The following is a 17,197-nucleotide window of genomic DNA, read 5'->3' on the forward strand; positions in this document are numbered from 1 at the left end:
GTGAGTAGATTGGCAACAGAGCCATTACAGCAGTTTGCTCTGCTATGCGGTACATTGTCGATCCCCCTCGCATCCCCCTTAAAAAGGGGGACTTTTATTTACTGTACTTTATTACAGCGCAAAGCGCTGTATCTTGAATCATTAGGGCTAAATCTGTCACAATATACTAAGTAAACGTTCCCATCAATGCCGTTATGCCTCAAACACACATCAGATTTGATTGGGCGATTAAAAAATTACTGAGAAACAAAGCTAATTATGGTGTTTTGGCAGGTTTCTTGAGTGAGTTATTGGGGAAACCAATCAAGATCCAATCAATACTCGAAGGTGAAAGCAATCAACAAGCGGAGGATGACAAGCTAAATCGAGTCGATATTCTGGCTGAAAATGACCAGGGGGAATTGATTCTCATTGAAGTGCAAAACAATACAGAGCAAGATTATTTCCATCGGATGCTCTATGGCACTGCGAGATTAATTACTGACTTCCTGGAAAAAGGGGAGCCTTATGGGAAGGTCAAAAAAGTTTATTCAGTGAATGTCGTCTACTTTTCTCTGGGACAGGGAGATGATTATATTTACAAAGGAAAATTAGATTTTTGTGGTCTTCACTTAGAAGACAGGTTGGGTCTATCAATAAACCAGCAGAAGCTGTTTAATATCAAAGACGTCTCTGAGATTTTTCCCGAATATTATGTGATTAAAGTCAACAACTTTAACGACATAGCAAAAACAACCTTAGACGAATGGATATATTTCTTGAAAAAGAGCCAAATCAAAGATGAATTTACAGCCCAAGGTTTAGCGGAAGCGAAGGAAAATTTACTAGTAGATAGCTTGAGTGAAGAAGAAAGAGCGAACTACCTGAGATTTATGGAGAATCAGCGTTATGAAGTCAGTATAATAGAAAGTTCGCGCTCAGAGGGAAGATTGGAGGGTTTAGAAAAGGGTCTCAAGGAAGGCATAGAGCAAGGCAAACAGCAGGAAAAGATTCACATAGCGAGAACATTAAAAGAAAAAGGGACAGATCTTGACACAATCACAGAAGCAACAGGACTTACTAGAGAAGAGATTGAGAAACTGTAGCGCTTCTGTTTAAGAGAATAAAAGGAAACCTCTAGTAGGGGCACGACGTGTCGTGTCCCTACAGATAGCGCATTTTGAATAGGTGGATACCTAACGCGCCGCTTTAGCTCTAGATGTCTCCTGGGGCATACTCTCCAGACTGAGGGGTACCATATCGCCGTTAAACGTCAGTCCTAATAACATCGGTTCCTGGGGTTGAATAAATTTGCCCGTGAGTACACACCGCTCTTCTTGCTGGGCGGTAGCCGGAATACTGACTCTGATATCCGATTCGCAAAAGTTGGGTCGATAATCCCCCGATTTATGCTGGACATAATTCCAGAGGATATCTCGAATCAGGGCTTGATAGCCTTGGTTGCCAGAAAGATCTTTGAGCTTCTCCTTTAACTCCCTCTCCAAGCGGATGCTGGTTACTTCCATGTCAGTGGTTGAAGTCCTAGGAATGGCACGTATCATGTTTTTTTCCTCAACTATGTGGACAGGTTCGTAATACAAGTGTAGTATTTAAAAAGCAGTATTGAAACAAATTACCTTCTGTGAGCCTTCATCTATCCATCTCCACCACTTGCCCTGATACCAGTCGCCTCGGCGATTGGCGCTCAGCAGGTTTGTCGGTGGAGTTTTTTATTCGGGATGGATATCGCTCGATAGAACCAGGTATAGCCCAAATCGGCAACCTATTTAATTTTGACGCCGAGCATTTAACAACCATCAATCCAAAACCGGATCACAAAAGCGGGAGGTACAGGCGCATCCAAGCCGTACCGATATAGGACAAGAAAACCATAACGTTTTTCCAATCCCCCGCTCTGACTCAAACAGCAGCGGGGTTTCTTATCCCAAGGAGTAAAAAGCGTGACGAGTGTAACTGAAAGATTAAGGCGCTCAGTGGTGGTGTTCTCTAAGAACTACCTACCCCTGAGTCGAGTCAACATGAAGCGGGCGGTGACGCTCCTGGTTACTGGGAAAGCCGAACCGCTAGATTGGTGTAATGGTCAAGGATATCCAGTGCATTCACCAAGCTTAGTCTTACTTGTTCCCGAACAGATTCGCTTGACCAAAGCTAATTGCGATCGCGTCTGGAAAGTACCCCCTGTGAATCGCCGGGAAGTCTTGCGCCGGGACAAGCATCGTTGCCAATACTGTGGTAGCCCAAAACGGCTCACCCTCGACCATGTTATCCCCCGTTCTAAGGGCGGAAACCATCGTTGGGACAATGTAGTTACTGCCTGCGAACAGTGCAATAGTCGAAAAGGCGATCGCACACCTGAGCAAGCGGGAATGACTCTACTCACCCAGCCTAAAGCGCCCATGCATCCCACTGTGGCTTTTGCCGAACAGTTCTGGCGCCAACAGCACGTACACCTGGAATAATAGGAGATATCAGGTCATGCTGAAACTTACTTATACTGAAAATGGCTTTTACCTAGAGCGTCTAGCGGGTTCTCTAGAGGAATGGGTGACTTGCCGAGTCATATTGGCGCTGCGAGCCGCATCCAGCCTCTGGGTTGAATCTAGCACTGCTTCGTTTTTACTGCCTGCCGATATGCCTCAGTTGGCTGACTTAGAAAAGGCGGTTCGGCAACAAACAATCGATGACATTTCCCTATCGATTTGCGATGCTGATTTTATCGAAGTCACCCTCAAAGGCAACTGGATGACATCCAATCCTAATGGTGAAGAGGGTGTGTTTGTAGTCAAGTTGAGCGATCGCACCGAGTTTTTTCTCTCTAAGCTGTGGCAGGATTCTCAAACTTATGCCTCTGTTACTAATGAATAACCGAGGGCGCACTACCAACAGTGCGCCTTTTTTGTATTTTTGTAGGAGTCTTTTTTGGGCTAAAGTGAAGCTGATAGCCTTGCTAAAGGAATAGAACCGTGAATACCAAAGTACTACTCCCATTCTTGCTCACCACCTTGCTGGTAAGTGACTCTTTAGTACCGGAAATCGGGCATGCTGAACCCCCGATTCAAGTCGCCCAATCTATCTGGAAACCCTTCTCCTCAGCCGCAGGCAATTTCACGGTCTTAATGCCCGGTACACCTAGCCAAGAACAGGATACAGTTAACACTCAGTTCGGTTCACTGAACTTAAATGGATTTAGCGTTGAACGTCCTAATGAGGCGATCTATTGGGTAGCTTACTTTGATTTACCTGGGGAGTTGAGCAATAGGATTCAAACCTCTGGTCAAATTAACGAGTTTTTAAATGCAGTCGTGCAGGGATTATTAGAGAGTCTGGAAGGTCAACTATTAAATCAGCAAACGATTACTTTAAATAATTATTCGGGAAAAGAATTTAGAACCCAGCATGGTGAAGGTGTTGTGGGTAGATATCGGGTTTATTTAGTCAATCAACGTGTCTATTTATTAGGAGTTATCACCTCCAAAGAAAACTATTTACAAAAAAGTATTCAGGGCTTTTTTAATTCCTTCCGACTTACCGGAGGCGCCACCGGAACTGTTAGTCCCCCTCCACCTAACTTCAATGCCCAGTTACGACAAGCTGTCTGTAACCAAAACTGGTCACAAGCGATGAATGTTGTCAATCGAATGATCGGTCAGACTGACTCCCAAGAGGTTCGGCAACAGTTATTTGATTATAAACAAAAATTACAAGGATTTGCCAATTCTAATGCAGTGGTTCCAGCGAGTGAGTTAACCGATTGTTCTTAGGTTTTAGGTTTTAGGTTTTAGTTTAACAATGAAGAATCAATGATGAACCAATTTCACTTAATATGCAGCTTATTGATCACGCTTTGAACAATTGCCTCTGGAGATTGGGAAGCGTCAATGTAGATTGCTTCAGAGGGAGTCGGTTCTTCCAATGTTTCAAATTGACTTTGCAGCAGGCTTTCATGCATAAAGTGGTTCTGGCGATGTTTGAGCCGTTCATAAATGAGTTCAAAGCTACCTTGCAGGTAAATAAACTGGATTCGTGAATCTTGAATACCTAAAATTTGACGATAACTTGACTTGAGAGCCGAACAGGCTAATACTGTACTTTTATCTGCCATTAGCCACTGATCCATTGCCGCTCGCATCGCCTCTAACCAGGGTTGTCTGTCTTGATCGTTTAGGGGTATGGCTTGTTTCATTTTCTCTTTTGCGGCTTGAGTATGAAAATCATCAGCATCCCGAAATTGCCATCCCAAGCGTTGAGCTAAAGTTTGACCCACCCTAGATTTGCCAGAGCCAGAAACTCCCATCACAATTATAATCATTTCTCAGTTCTAAGAAACCGTGGAGCTAAGTAAAAAGGAGAGTTATTGCGATCGCATACTGTATAATCCACGGATTTATCCAGGTTTTATTGGTAAGCTGACGATAAACTCTGAACCCTGACCTAATTCTGAAATCACCTCAATTTTTCCCTGATGTTTGTGAATAATCTGATAGGAGATAGCTAGACCCATTCCCGTTCCTTGTCCCACAGGCTTGGTTGTAAAAAATGGATCGAATATTTTAGGTTTAATTTCTGGAGGAATCCCAGAACCTGTATCCCGGATTTTGATTTCAACTTGATTAGGAGCAACGTGCTGGGTTTGAATAATAATCTGCCGTTTGCTCAATCCTGGCTCACTGCTTAGTTGATCAATAGCATTGTTTATAATATTCATAAAAACTTGATTGAGCTGAGCCGGATAGCATTCAATTAAAGGAATCTGCCCATAGTGTTTAATCACTTTCATATCCCGACTTAGGCGAGAATTTAGAATTAAAATTGTATTATCAATGCCTTCATGAATATCGACTTGTTTCATGTCTGCTTCATCTAGGCGAGAGAAATTTCGTAAGGATAAAATAATTTGGCGGATGCGTTCAGTCCCCACTTGCATGGAATTCATAATTTTGGGAAAATCTTCACAAATAAACTGCCAATCAATTTGATCAAGTTTAGTTTGAATCTCTGCCGAAGGATGGGGATAATGCTGCTGATATAGATGCAACAGTTCTAGAAGATCATGAGTATAGTCTTGGGCATAGGTTAGATTACCATGAATAAAATTCACCGGATTATTAATTTCATGGGCAAGTCCAGCTACCATCCGTCCCAAGCTAGACATTTTTTCACTTTGAATCAGTTGCGCTTGGGCTTGCTGTAAGTCGTGAATTTGGGTAGCGACTCGTTGAATCAGATGATTGAGAGACGTGGCTAACACTCCAATTTCATCCTCAGTTGTCACCGAGGCTTGCAGGTGAAAATTACCGTCGTGAGTGGCTTGTTCTGCAATGCGGGTTACGGCTTGAATCGGACGTGCGATCGCGCGACTGGTATAGATGGCTAAAACTGCCGCAATTCCTATCGATAGCATCATACTCCCAGCAATGATGCTAGCCCGTAATATCTTAGCGTCCTTAAATTTAGCCTTTGCCTGCTGTTGTTGAATTTCAGTTAAGCGAACGAGCTTGTCTAAACTTGCTGATATTGTTTCAAACTGGGGAATCAGTTCGCTTTTAAAGGTTGTTACCAAAAAAGGTTGAATCGTTTGAATTTGACTGGGAGTAAGCGTTTCATAATTAAGTCTTTCTAAAATAGAGCTAACAAGCTGATGATAGGTGTCTAAACCCCGATCACAATAATTCAATAGTTCTTTTGAGGAGTTCCTATAATCCCTTGGTAATTGACGATGATTTTTTAAATGAAATTGTAATTGTTCGAGTTGACTATTGCTTTTTATTAAAGTCTCATTTAATTCTCTAAGCTTATCAGCTTCCAAAAGCTGATTGGCTGATAAATAGGTGAGTCGTTCTTGGTACAATTGAATAGTGAAAAAAGATTTTTCTAAATTTCCCAACATATCCAGTCGTTCCTGAGTAATTTCTAACGACTCTCTGGCGCGATCATCATAATGTTCTCCAACGATTAATCCCGTCGCCGTTCCTAAAACAGCAATGCTTACCGCTAAAAAATAGCCAGAACCAATTTTTTGATGAATACTCCAACGACGGCTGATACGATTGATCCAGAGTCCAGGATTAGCAAGCAGACGGAAGCGACGCGCTGGCGTGGAAGGAGTCGCGATACCTGGATGATGAGAAATAATACCCGATTCTGAGTGATGCATAAAACAAACACAATACCGTCATTGTTCTACTCTAGACAAAACACCCTTTGCCCCTCTAAAGTACAATTTTCAGATGTCAATCCTGTGAATTTGATGTTTCAGTCATAACACAATTCGGGATTGTAAATATTCTCCCCATCTCCCCATCTCCTCTATCTCCATCATCTTACCGTCTCCCATGTTGCTTAACAAAGGACGATTAAACCGCTAAAAACCGCTGAATCACTTGAGGACTTAGTTCATGGGTTGAACCCGATGCGACAATACCTCCCTTTTGCATCGCGTAGTACCAATCCGCTTGTCGGACAAAATGCAGATGCTGTTCCACCAGCAGCACAGAAATCCCTGTAGACTTGACAATCTGACGGATAGCGGCTTCAATTTCTAAGATAATCGAGGGTTGAATTCCTTCTGTGGGTTCATCCAACACCAGTAATCGAGGTTTCCCCATTAAAGCCCGCGCGATCGCAAGTTGTTGCTGTTGTCCTCCACTTAAATCTCCCCCCATGCGAGATAGCATGGATTCTAAAACGGGAAATAAGCTAAAAATCTCTTCAGGAATCTCAGCTTTGTTCCCTCTACCCTGACGACAGGCTTCCAACCCCAACAGCAGATTTTCTTTTACCGTTAACCGGGGAATAATCTCCCGTCCTTGGGGAACATAACCAATTCCTAATTTTGCCCGTTGATCGGGGGATTTATGGGTAATCGGTTGCTCGGCTAAGGTAATTGTACCCGTTCGCGGTTTGAGCAACCCCATAATCGCTTTCAGTAACGTTGTTTTTCCCACACCGTTGCGTCCAATCAGACAAACCATTTGTCCAACGGGTACAGTTAAATCCACATCCCGCAGGATGTGACTTTCGCCATAATACACATTCAAATCCCTAATTTGCAGCATGAACTGAGTTGGGAATTGATGATCGATTTTAGATATAACTTGCTCAGTTGGACTCATACCTAGAAGCCTTGAATTAGTATTCTTAGTTTAGTGCAGCATAACTCAAAAGTTGTTGAGGAGTGCTAAGTTGAGGAACTGTTTTAGGTTGGATATAATATAAGCAAAACTTTTCATTTCCTAGTTTGAGTTTTGATTTTACAAAGATGATAGAATTTTGACCCGGCAGCAGCAGTCCCTGGCAAAGCCTAACTTGACGTTGTTTTTTAACTGTAGTATGATTTATGAAATTTTGTAAATGATGATAAGATAGGCTATTTATAGGCAATTTTTAATAAAACCTGGCTTAAACCCTTAATATAGCGTCATTTTTTTCCTTAACGTCGGCAAAACTCAAATAATACAAGCATACCCCAACGACAAAATTTTCTGGACTTGATCAGAGATTGATTTGACAAAAAACACATTTAATGAATTGAATTCTCAATCACAACGACTCGGCGGTATCCGCTTCCAAGCGATTGATAACTGCTTCCGGTAAATCCAGAAGTTTCACCAGTTCTTTGTAAGCGGCGGCTTCTTGTGCATTAATCATGGGTTCATTAGGCGTGCGGGCGCTAACATTAATCACCTCATAACCCAACTTTAGAATCAACTCCCGTTCTTCAGGACTTTCAATTTGAGCAACCAATTCATCAATATCAACATTTGCCGCTAGATAATCCCGTAGTTCTGTTTGTAATTTTTCCTGTTCTTCACTATCAGGCGAAAACAATTGACTCAATCGAGAGATAATTAACTGGGCTTCTGCAGGCGCTAAATCCCCATCAGACCAAGCCATCGCTGTCACAATTCGCAGCAGTTTCATTTGATGGGCGCTAATCGAGGACTCTCGTCCTAAATACACCTCAATAACACGAGGGTCATTATGCACCTCATCGATACTCCCTTCACATAATACCGAACCCTCATGGAGTACCGTCACCTTACGGGCAATCAGCCGCACAAATTCCATATCATGTTCAATCACAATAATCGAATGACTTTCAGCGAGGGCGATTAGCAATTCAGCGATATTTTCCGTCTCTTCATCCGTTAACCCAGCCACAGGTTCATCGACAAGCAATAAATCCGGGGATTGCGCCACTAACATGCCAATTTCTAACCGTTGCTTTTCCCCATGGGAGAGTAAATCAGCTTGTAAATCGGCTTTGGGAACTAAACCAATCGTTTCTAATAATCCTGACACCTTGCGTTGTTCCGATGCAGCAGGACGACCAAAGAGAGTCGAAAAAACATTTTTATGGCGATTACAGACTAAATCTAAATTCTCTCGAACCGTTAGATTTAGATAAACTCGCGGCGTTTGGAATTTACGACCAATACCCATCTGCACAATCTTATGTTCAGATTTGCGCCGCAGATTTTGTCCTTTAAATAAAACTCGCCCCCGGGTTGGTTGTACTTTTCCCGTGATCACATCGAGAAACGTAGTTTTTCCCGCACCATTAGGTCCAATAATCACCCGTAACTCTCCAGTATCCATACTGAAGTTGAGGTTATTGAGTGCTTTAAAGCCATCAAAACTAACGGTTAAATCTTCAATTGCCAAGATTTTTTGATTCATGTTTTGCCGGAGTTGAGGTGACGAATGAGTAATGACGAATGACTAAGGACTAATTTCTTCTCGTTCTCGCTGCACCTCTGGGTCTTCTTCTAAACTGGGATAGGTAATCACTTCTTTGCGCTTACCGAATAAACTAAGCAACCCCTGATAACCGGAATACCGCCACCAACCGACAATTCCATTTGGCAATACCGTCACCACCAGCAAAAATAATCCCCCTTGGAAAAATAGCCAACTTTCGGCAAACTTTTCACTTAAAATGCTTTTAGCAAAATTGACTACCAGCGCCCCTAAAATTGCCCCCACGAGTGTGGCGCGACCACCAACCGCCACCCAAATCACCATTTCAATCGAGAAGGCAATATCCATCGTCGTCGGTGAAACAATACCCGTTTGCAGGGTGAACATCGCACCAGCGATTCCCGCCAACCCCGCAGAAATAGCAAAAACTAGAACCTTAAAACCTGTGGGATTGTAGCCCGAAAATCTTACCCGACTTTCATCATCGCGAATCGCCACCAGTAACCGTCCAAAACGACCCTGAGTCAGCCAGCGACATAAGGCATAAGAGATTATCAACAACAGGATTGTAATGGTATAAAATATAAACTGGGTTCGGTCGTCATTCACATTAGCACCCAGCAAGGTTTGGTAATTGGTTAAACCATTTGCACCATTGAATAGTTTCTGCTGACCATTGAATAAATTGAAAAATATAATGGTTGCGGCTTGGGTGAGGATGGAGAAATAAACGCCCCGAATCCGGTTACGAAAGACGAGATAGCCAAATAAGCCCCCGACGATAGCTGGAACAACAATAACCGCAAAAACAGCAAACCCAAAAGAATCAAACGGTTGCCAAAACCAGGGTAATGTATCCACACCGTAGAGCGTCATAAATTCCGGCAAACGACCCCCTAGAAGGGGGGCTAATTGCAGGTGCATGGCCAAAGCATAACCCCCCAGGGCAAAAAAGATGCCATGACCCAGGCTCAAGAGTCCGGTATAGCCCCAAATCAAGTCAATTGCCAAGGCTGCGATCGCCAATGCCAAAAATCGCCCCAGAAGGTTCAGGCGAAAGTCAGACAGCGCCAACGGTATGACAATAATCAACACCAGTGCGATTAGAGTAACCACACCCACTTCAATCAGCAGTGATCGACGACGCTTTCGCCGTCGCTCTATTCCAGGAATTTCAATTACTGAGTCAGATATCATTTGTCATTCGTCATTACAATTCATAGGAGCGTCCCTTCTGCGGGAAAATACCGCCCGGTCTAATTTGCAGGAAAATAATAATTAGGGCAAACACCATCACCTTTGCCATAGTGGTGGTGGCAAAAAAGGTAAACAAATCAAATAACGGCTCAATGGGCTGAAAGAGCAAAGCCAGTATTCCAGAACCAATCAGGTAATTAATTGTCCCAATCGCTAACGCCGCCACAATCGAACCTACCAATTTACCAACGCCGCCAACCACCACCACCATGAACGTATCGACGACATAATTTTGACCCGTATTGGGACTCACTGAACCCAGCAAACTAATCGCACAACCCGCCACTCCTGCTAATCCCGAACCAATGGCAAAGGTTAAAGCATCAACCTTACCCGTAGGAATACCCAAACAAGCGCTCATACTCCGATTTTGAGTCACAGCGCGAATTCGTAATCCCCAAGCTGAACGCTGTAAGAATAGGTAAATTCCCGTAATGCAAAGAATAGTTAGCCCAATAATAAATAGTCGGACATAAGATAACTGAAAACTGCCTTCGGGTAACTCAACTAACCACCCTCCCCGTAACCAGGTTGGTGCAGTTACATCGACACCCTGAGTGCCAAACCAAGGCTTAGTCGTCGCCAGGGCAAAGGTTTCACCTAAAACCTTCCCAATGGTAAAGACAATCCCTAAGGATAGTACCAGCATTGTTGGTATTGCCCAAGAGCGAATCCTCGGAAAATCTGCCCGACGAGACAGCACCCACATTGCCCCAAAAAACAGCAGGCAAAATAGGACAATACCAATTGCCATCACCCAATTTACGCTGCGGATAAACTGCTGCAAAATTAGGCTAACACCCCACGTTGCTAGCAAAGTTTCCAGGGGACGCCCGTACAGAAACCGGATTACGCCCCGTTCGAGAACCAATCCCACGGCGGCGGTAACCAGAAACGCGATCGGTACGGCAAAGATGATATAAGCTTCAAACCAGGGTGCCCCCAGAGACTTGAACCCATTTTGGACAACAAAGGTCGTATAAGCACCCAGCATCATCAACTCGCCGTGCGCCAAGTTGATCACACCCATGAGTCCGAACACAATGGCTAATCCTAGAGCTGCAATTAAGAGAACAGCGCCAATACTGATACCGCCATAGAGACTATCTAACAGTCCTGCTAGCACAATTTTCTACTTTGATTATTGATGGTTGATTTTTTATTGTGTAGGGGTTCTTTTCACTATTATCGTTTCTTGCCTCACCAAGGAGGGGACTTGCGCCCGCCCCGACTCCCCTATCTTTCCTGTTCCTTGTCTGCCTGTTCCAGAGGTTATACGTCTTTTAACTTGTATTTGCCACCCTTACTCAGGTCAGACCAATCACAACCATACCCTTTAGTTTCAGCCACAAATTGATTCCAGGGAATCGGTTCGACGGCGGCTTCTGTCTCATTGACAATTTCAAACAAACCATCGTCTCCCACTTGACCAATCCGCACCACTTTCGAGAGGTGATGGTTAGGATTCATGGTCACCATACCTTCTGGGGCTTCAAATTTCTGACCATAAGCCGCTTTGCGGACAGCTTCTAAGTCATCAGCCGTTCCCGCTTGTTCAACCGCTTGCTTCCACAAGTAAACCCCAATATAGGCGGCTTCCATCGGGTCGTTGGTCACTCGGTCTTCACCATATTTTGCCTTAAATGCCTTGACAAACTCCTGGTTTCGTGGTGTGTCAACGGTTTGGAAGTAGTTCCAAGCCGCATAGTGACCTTTGAGGTATTCGGGCCCAATCGCCTTGACTTCTTCTTCAGCGATACTGACAGACATAACCGGATACTTGTCAGGTGTCAAACCGGCACCCTGTAGCTGTTTGAAGAATGCCACATTACTATCCCCGTTGAGGGTATTGAAGATAACGCCCCCTTCTGGTAACGCGGCACGGATTTTAGTAATAACTGGGGTAACTTCTGTATTTCCCAAGGGTAAGTAATCTTCGCCAACCGTCTCGCCACCGAGTTCTTTTAGCTGTGCCTTAATAATTGTGTTGGCGGTTTTAGGGAACACATAGTCAGAACCAATCAGGAAGAATTTTTTGCCCTTATTCTCCAGCAACCAATCCACGGCTGGCTCAATCTGCTGATTGGGAGCAGCGCCTGTATAGAAGATGTTGTTAGAACACTCCTGACCCTCGTACTGCACAGGATACCAGAGCAGATGTTTTTTCTCTTCAAAGACGGGCAATACCGCCTTGCGGCTTGCAGAAGTCCAGCCGCCAAAAACGGAGACTACTTTATCTTGGTCAATTAGCTTTCTCGCTTTCTCAGCAAACGTGGGCCAATCTGAGGCACCATCTTCCACAATTGCTTCAATCTGCTTACCGAGAATACCACCGGCGGCGTTGATTTCCTCAATGGCGAGTTGTTCAGCATCGACAACACTTTTTTCACTAATTGCCATTGTGCCGCTCAGGGAGTGGAGAATCCCAACTTTTATCGTCTCGCCACTACTACCACCTGCTGCTGAGTCAGGCGTTGTCGCATCTACGGTGGTATCCGTTGCTGGCGGTTCACTACAGGCTTTGAGGAGAAGACTGGTTCCTAACGTGGCACCGCCATAGATCAAAAATTTACGTCGCCCTAATCGTCTAACCATTTTTATAAAGATTCCTCAGGTAATTCCGTTCGTTGATAGAGATAAACAAGGTTAAGCTGCGATAATAGAGCCAGCTTAGCCGAGTAATTGTTATTTCTGATACCAAACGCCCAGATGGAGGAGATTTAGCAGATGGGTGAGATGGTGCTACTACAAGGGATAGGCAAGTAGAGACGTAAGGCGTGGAACCTCTGTCTGGAAGCCGGGGTGTAGAGGCGGGTTTTACAGCATTGGTGTCAACTTAAGCGCTAAAAGCAGGGGAAGCAGGGGGAGCAGAGGGAGCAGGGGGAGCAGGGGGAGCAGGGGAAGCAGGGGAAGCAGAGGGAGCAGGGGGAGCAGGGGAAGTAGGGGAAGTAGGGGAAGTAGGGGAAGTAGGGGAAGTAGGGGAAGCAGAGGGAGCAAGCAACAGGCCCCAGTTTGTATCGAACTGCTCGAACCAATAATTGGCAAGGGTTGTAGCTTAAATTGACACGGATGGTTTTACAGATAACTTATGCCTACAAGCCGATAAGGTGACTCAACCCGCCCTTGGAGGAGATGGCTCAGATGGCTGAGACGGGGACGTCCGAAAAAAAAGTTGAATATAAATAAAAAGTTGTGCTAGTATGGGTAACTGTGAACGAAATGGGTCGGTGCCCGAGCGGTTAATGGGGGCGGACTGTAAATCCGCTGGCTACGCCTACGTTGGTTCAAATCCAACCCGGCCCACCACATTGCTCTATTTTATAGAGTGTGTGTATGAGAAACGTTTATGGTGATGCCCGTGTAGCTCAGTGGTAGAGCACACCCTTGGTAAGGGTGAGGTCACGAGTTCAATCCTCGTCACGGGCTTTTGAGAAAGCTATATCCTGTAAGGCTTCTGGAGTGATTACTTAACTAGACTATCCAGAGTCAGAGGAAAAAATATGGGTATCTTAGTTGTTTTTTGGGTATCAAGTGGTTTGATTCTTGGAGATTGACTAGTGACATCCTCCCACACCAAATTGAAAATTATGGTGTGGGCTTCCCCAAATCACTTTGAGGATTTCCTGGTTATTCCCCTTGGGGATTGCGCCACTTGCCTAGATTGAGTTACCTCAACCCCCGGTAGATCGGCTGCACAGGCAGTTTCCTTTCCCGATAGCCCATCGGTACCAATTAACTTTATTCCTCGGTTTCTGATTACCTGACCGCTGGCAACATCCCTATCGGTTTTGTAGCCGCAGTGAGGGCAATCATGTACCCGAACACTTAGGTCTTTTTTGACTTCACCTTTACATTCAGGACACTCCTGAGAAGTACCCCTGGCATCAACAACACCAAAAAACTTTCCACGCTTCCAACACACATATTGGGTAATGGTACGAAATTGACCAAACCCCGCATAAAGCATCTGCTTACCCAACATCCCTTTGGCGCTAACTCTATAGTCTAAATCTTCCATGAAAACCATATCGCCAGCATCACAAAGGGCGTGAGCTTGCTTGAAGTGAAAATCTTTCCTGATGTTGTCAATGTAGTGGTGAAGTCGGGCAACTTTGAGTCGTTTTTTCTCGTAATTTTTTGACCGCTTCTGTTTCCTAGACAGCCTACGTTGCAGCAATTTAAGCTTGCTTTGTAGTGTCCTAAAAAACTTAGGCGGCTTGACAACAACGCCATCGCTGGTCGCCAGTAAGGGCGAAGCATTTGCGGAGATTAGTGAACAGGAAGTGGCATAAGTATAGTACGCAAATGCTTCGCCCCTACACCTATGTCTACCCCAATTGGGTGTCCATGAGGTTTTGGATCGGGGACACTGACATTACACTGAATGTTGATACATGCATACCAATTATCGGCTTTCCTTGTAATTCGCACCTGTTTAACCGTAAAACCAGATGGAATAGGGCGGTGCAAGTTAATTGGGATTGTCCCCAGTTTTGGTAGTTTGAGATGGAGTCCCGTTACTGGATTCTCCTTAAACTGAGGGAATAGCAATGACTTAAACTGCCCAAATTTTTTAAACCTAGGAAAGCCAAACCCACGAGATTTAAAGTAGTCCCACGCTTTATGCAGTTGCAATTATTTGTCATCGTTGTCAATTGAGACAGAAAACTTAATTGAGCGTTTTTAGGGAATCCCAGACCATAATCTTCGATTGGATCTGGGAAGATATTAAGGTAATTACCAATAACTAATGACCCGTGATTTACAAGCTAAAGTCACGCAGCATTTTCTTAATCTCTACGTTGTGCATTTCCTCCTGACCAATTTGACCACGGGCAAATTCCTCTAGATACACGGATGCATCTTCCACGATATGCAGAAGGTCTTTATAGAGATCTAATGCTTTTTTCTCATGATTAAGGCTTTCCTGCAAAATATCTTGCACGGAATGTTGGTAGGTTTCCTCGATGGGCGCAATCTTTTGGCTGGGATGACCTTCTAAGCCTGTGATAATTTCTCCCACCTGTTGAGCGTGGAGCAGAGACTCGCTAGCCTGTGCCTTAAAAAAGTTTACAATCGGAATTCGGTTAGGACCAATCACCATCAAGGAGTAATGAGTATAACGCACGACGCCAGCCAACTCAAACTCCATAATGGTGTTGAGTACGTCAATGGTCTTTTTCAGGTCGAGCTCTTTCATAATGTTGAGGTTGCGGTAAGTAGATTCACTTAGGTCTGTTTCAGTTTATCCTTAAAAAAGCTTAACAAGTCAGCGAATCTACAACAGTTGCTAGAGAACATTTTGCCACCACTCTTGCCGAGAGAGGTGGGGGAGCTAGGAGAGCAATCTAGAGACGTAGCATGTTACGTCTGGGAGCTGGGGGAGCAACACCCAGGGAGCAGCATCTAGGGAGCAAGATGCTCCCACTATGGGGAACCGCTTATTTTTGAGCGTTATTCAAGTTCGCCCCGTCTAAGTTCGCTCCAGCCATATCCGTTCCGGTGATAGTGGCGTTGTTGAGATTGGCATTTCTTAAATCCGTATTACTCAGGTTCGCGCCTTCTAGGTTTGCGCTGTCTAGGTTTGCCCCGGCTAAATTCGCTCCAGCTAAATCTGCGCCTTTGAGATTAACGCCATTTAAATTAGCATTTTCTAAGTTAGAATGACTCAGATTTGCCCCTTCGAGATTGGTATTGGTCAAATTAGCATTGGCTAAATCGGCATTGGTACAATCGGCACCCTTAAGATTTTTACCACTCAAATCAGCGCCATTGAGGGTTAAGCCAGCACATTTAAAGTTACTCGGCGCTATAGTGGCAGAACTGATGTTACTTAGCGGGGATATCGCCTGGTTTGTCTGGGCTGACTGACTGACGGCGGCATTGGTTACACTATTTCTCGGCAACAACCATCCGGCTACGCCAAGGGCGATTAATAAAGGAAGACAAATCGCGAATCCCATAAATAAGGGTTTACCGCGTTTAGCTTTCCGGAGTTGAGCCTCAGCTTGGATATTTTCTAACTCAATCTGATTAATCGCCTCTTCCATAAACTCTGGTGGAATTTGGGCTTCGGTTCCAGCATCGATTAGCTCTTGTGCAGAATAACTTTGGTTGTGCTGAGCATAGAGTTGAGCAGCTCGCATCAAAACGTCTTGGGCTTGCTCTTCAGGAATTCGATGATGTTGCGGTTTCATAGGAGGGTTAAGTTGAGTACAATGAGCAATTTCAAGATAAGGTTGCTGGTTCTGAGAAACGGATAATAAATCGTCGTTAAAGGTTGCAGCGTTTGGCGCAATTCAACGGCGATAAAATTTATAAGTAGACAACCCTAAACGAGGTTGAACGATTATTTAAACTTAAAGGGCTGTTGTCACTCTTATTACTGAGAATAGCTTGCTATTGATAAAATTGAAGTGTTTGACGCTTAATTTCTGGAAAAAGGGGCAAAAATTTACTATGATTTTAAAAATTAACCGGTTTGGTAAAGAGTTGATAAAGAAAATCGTGGTTAGGGATTAGTCATGGGGTAAGTTGGGTAAGGATGAGGATTTGGTAAATTATTGAGGTTAACCTGGGGAAAAAGCAATGACTATCCGGATTGGTAACGGTTACGATATCCATAAACTAGAGAAAGGACGCCCTTTGATTCTTGGGGGTGTGAACATTCCCCACGAACTCGGATTGCTAGGGCATAGTGATGCGGATGCCCTAACCCATGCGATAATGGATGCCATGCTAGGCGCATTGAGTCTGGGAGATATTGGTCATTATTTTCCCCCCACCGACCCAAAATGGGCAGGAGCCGATAGTCTAGAGTTATTGAGTCAGGTGAATCAGCTCGTGCGATCGCAGGGTTGGCAGATTAGCAATATTGACTCGGTAATCGTCGCCGAACGTCCCAAGCTGAAGCCTCACATCAAAACCATGCGCGATCGCCTCAGCATGACTTTAGCATTACAACCCGATCAAATCGGGATTAAAGCCACCACCAATGAGAAATTAGGACCCGTGGGACGAGAAGAAGGAATAGCGGCTTATGCTGTAACGTTATTAGTTAAGGAGCATTAGTTCTTTGTCATTGGTTATAACTGTAACGAACCTTAAGCGAAATCTACTAAACATAGCACTAAAAGTCCCCCTATTAGATCCCCCTCCCGTCCCCCTTTAGATCCCCCTCCCGTCCCCCTTAAGAAGGGGGAAGCCATAGGATGCTTCGCTTTTTTTGCACGGGGGAGAC

Annotated in this window: 16 protein-coding genes, 2 tRNA genes and 2 pseudogenes; 8 read left to right on the forward strand and 12 right to left on the reverse strand. The window is 44.4% G+C overall.

What is annotated here, in order from left to right:
* Window positions 1-194: 194 nt before the first annotated feature.
* Window positions 195-1,085 carry an Rpn family recombination-promoting nuclease/putative transposase gene (locus RID09_RS20045; protein ID WP_446337685.1) on the forward strand — a complete coding sequence of 297 codons (891 nt, stop codon included), beginning with the start codon at window positions 195-197 and terminating at the stop codon, window positions 1,083-1,085.
* Between the two features lie 90 nt (window positions 1,086-1,175).
* On the opposite strand, the gene RID09_RS20050 is transcribed toward RID09_RS20045, so the two are convergent.
* Complete coding sequence (locus RID09_RS20050; RefSeq protein WP_446337707.1) at window positions 1,176-1,538, reverse strand: hypothetical protein; 363 nt, start codon at window positions 1,536-1,538, stop codon at window positions 1,176-1,178.
* A gap of 83 nt (window positions 1,539-1,621) precedes the next feature.
* Here RID09_RS20050 and RID09_RS20055 point away from each other — a divergent pair, with 83 nt between their 5' ends.
* The 4 genes from RID09_RS20055 (at window position 1,622) to RID09_RS20070 (ending at window position 3,761) form a co-directional block, all read left to right on the forward strand.
* The gene (locus RID09_RS20055; RefSeq protein ID WP_446337686.1) at window positions 1,622-1,858 is read left to right on the forward strand and encodes a hypothetical protein; all 237 of its coding nucleotides are present in this window, start codon (window positions 1,622-1,624) and stop codon (window positions 1,856-1,858) included.
* A gap of 82 nt (window positions 1,859-1,940) precedes the next feature.
* A complete protein-coding gene (locus RID09_RS20060; RefSeq protein WP_446337687.1) occupies window positions 1,941-2,459 on the forward strand; it encodes an HNH endonuclease in 519 nt (172 codons plus the stop codon).
* A 16-nt stretch (window positions 2,460-2,475) separates the two neighbouring features.
* A complete protein-coding gene (locus RID09_RS20065; RefSeq protein WP_446337688.1) occupies window positions 2,476-2,865 on the forward strand; it encodes an alr0857 family protein in 390 nt (129 codons plus the stop codon).
* A gap of 98 nt (window positions 2,866-2,963) precedes the next feature.
* A complete protein-coding gene (locus RID09_RS20070) occupies window positions 2,964-3,761 on the forward strand; it encodes a hypothetical protein (RefSeq protein ID WP_446337689.1) in 798 nt (265 codons plus the stop codon).
* Window positions 3,762-3,814: 53 nt separating this feature from the next.
* Here RID09_RS20070 and RID09_RS20075 read toward each other — a convergent pair whose 3' ends face one another.
* From RID09_RS20075 to urtA, 7 genes are all read right to left on the reverse strand, one after another.
* Complete coding sequence (locus RID09_RS20075) at window positions 3,815-4,309, reverse strand: gluconokinase (RefSeq protein WP_446337690.1); 495 nt, start codon at window positions 4,307-4,309, stop codon at window positions 3,815-3,817.
* A 75-nt stretch (window positions 4,310-4,384) separates the two neighbouring features.
* Window positions 4,385-6,154, reverse strand: coding sequence for a HAMP domain-containing sensor histidine kinase (locus RID09_RS20080; RefSeq protein ID WP_446337691.1), 1,770 nt, complete (start codon window positions 6,152-6,154; stop codon window positions 4,385-4,387).
* Between the two features lie 199 nt (window positions 6,155-6,353).
* The gene (gene urtE / locus RID09_RS20085; RefSeq protein WP_446337708.1) at window positions 6,354-7,055 is read right to left on the reverse strand and encodes an urea ABC transporter ATP-binding subunit UrtE; all 702 of its coding nucleotides are present in this window, start codon (window positions 7,053-7,055) and stop codon (window positions 6,354-6,356) included.
* Between the two features lie 484 nt (window positions 7,056-7,539).
* On the reverse strand, window positions 7,540-8,679 hold the full coding sequence (gene urtD, locus RID09_RS20090; protein WP_446337692.1) for an urea ABC transporter ATP-binding protein UrtD: 1,140 nt from the start codon (window positions 8,677-8,679) through the stop codon (window positions 7,540-7,542).
* 42 nt (window positions 8,680-8,721) lie between these two features.
* Window positions 8,722-9,897 carry an urea ABC transporter permease subunit UrtC gene (gene urtC, locus RID09_RS20095; RefSeq protein WP_446337693.1) on the reverse strand — a complete coding sequence of 392 codons (1,176 nt, stop codon included), beginning with the start codon at window positions 9,895-9,897 and terminating at the stop codon, window positions 8,722-8,724.
* A gap of 13 nt (window positions 9,898-9,910) precedes the next feature.
* Entirely contained in the window at window positions 9,911-11,083 is a 1,173-nt protein-coding gene (gene urtB / locus RID09_RS20100) for an urea ABC transporter permease subunit UrtB (protein ID WP_446337694.1), read from the reverse strand.
* Between the two features lie 146 nt (window positions 11,084-11,229).
* Window positions 11,230-12,552 carry an urea ABC transporter substrate-binding protein gene (urtA, locus tag RID09_RS20105; RefSeq protein ID WP_446337695.1) on the reverse strand — a complete coding sequence of 441 codons (1,323 nt, stop codon included), beginning with the start codon at window positions 12,550-12,552 and terminating at the stop codon, window positions 11,230-11,232.
* A gap of 626 nt (window positions 12,553-13,178) precedes the next feature.
* Between urtA and RID09_RS20110 the strand changes: the two genes are divergently transcribed.
* Both RID09_RS20110 and RID09_RS20115 read left to right on the forward strand, forming a co-directional pair.
* Window positions 13,179-13,263, forward strand: a tRNA-Tyr gene (locus RID09_RS20110).
* Between the two features lie 48 nt (window positions 13,264-13,311).
* Window positions 13,312-13,383: transfer RNA gene (locus RID09_RS20115), tRNA-Thr, on the forward strand.
* 181 nt (window positions 13,384-13,564) lie between these two features.
* Here RID09_RS20115 and RID09_RS20120 read toward each other — a convergent pair.
* The 4 genes and pseudogenes from RID09_RS20120 to RID09_RS20135 form a co-directional block, all read right to left on the reverse strand.
* Window positions 13,565-14,206, reverse strand: a pseudogene (locus tag RID09_RS20120) (RNA-guided endonuclease InsQ/TnpB family protein); the annotation flags it as partial.
* Window positions 14,207-14,276: 70 nt separating this feature from the next.
* Window positions 14,277-14,589 (reverse strand): annotated as a pseudogene (locus RID09_RS20125) (RNA-guided endonuclease TnpB family protein); the annotation flags it as partial.
* Between the two features lie 130 nt (window positions 14,590-14,719).
* Window positions 14,720-15,157, reverse strand: coding sequence for a ferritin-like domain-containing protein (locus tag RID09_RS20130; protein ID WP_446337696.1), 438 nt, complete (start codon window positions 15,155-15,157; stop codon window positions 14,720-14,722).
* Between the two features lie 241 nt (window positions 15,158-15,398).
* Window positions 15,399-16,154: a pentapeptide repeat-containing protein gene (locus RID09_RS20135; protein ID WP_446337697.1), complete on the reverse strand. Its 756-nt coding sequence runs from the start codon at window positions 16,152-16,154 to the stop codon at window positions 15,399-15,401.
* A gap of 391 nt (window positions 16,155-16,545) precedes the next feature.
* Between RID09_RS20135 and ispF the strand changes: the two genes are divergently transcribed.
* Window positions 16,546-17,028: a 2-C-methyl-D-erythritol 2,4-cyclodiphosphate synthase gene (ispF, locus tag RID09_RS20140; protein WP_446337698.1), complete on the forward strand. Its 483-nt coding sequence runs from the start codon at window positions 16,546-16,548 to the stop codon at window positions 17,026-17,028.
* The last annotated feature ends 169 nt before the right edge of the window (window positions 17,029-17,197 follow it).

The organism is Coleofasciculus sp. G1-WW12-02 (genome assembly GCF_040219735.1).
Taxonomy (GTDB): domain Bacteria; phylum Cyanobacteriota; class Cyanobacteriia; order Cyanobacteriales; family Coleofasciculaceae; genus Coleofasciculus.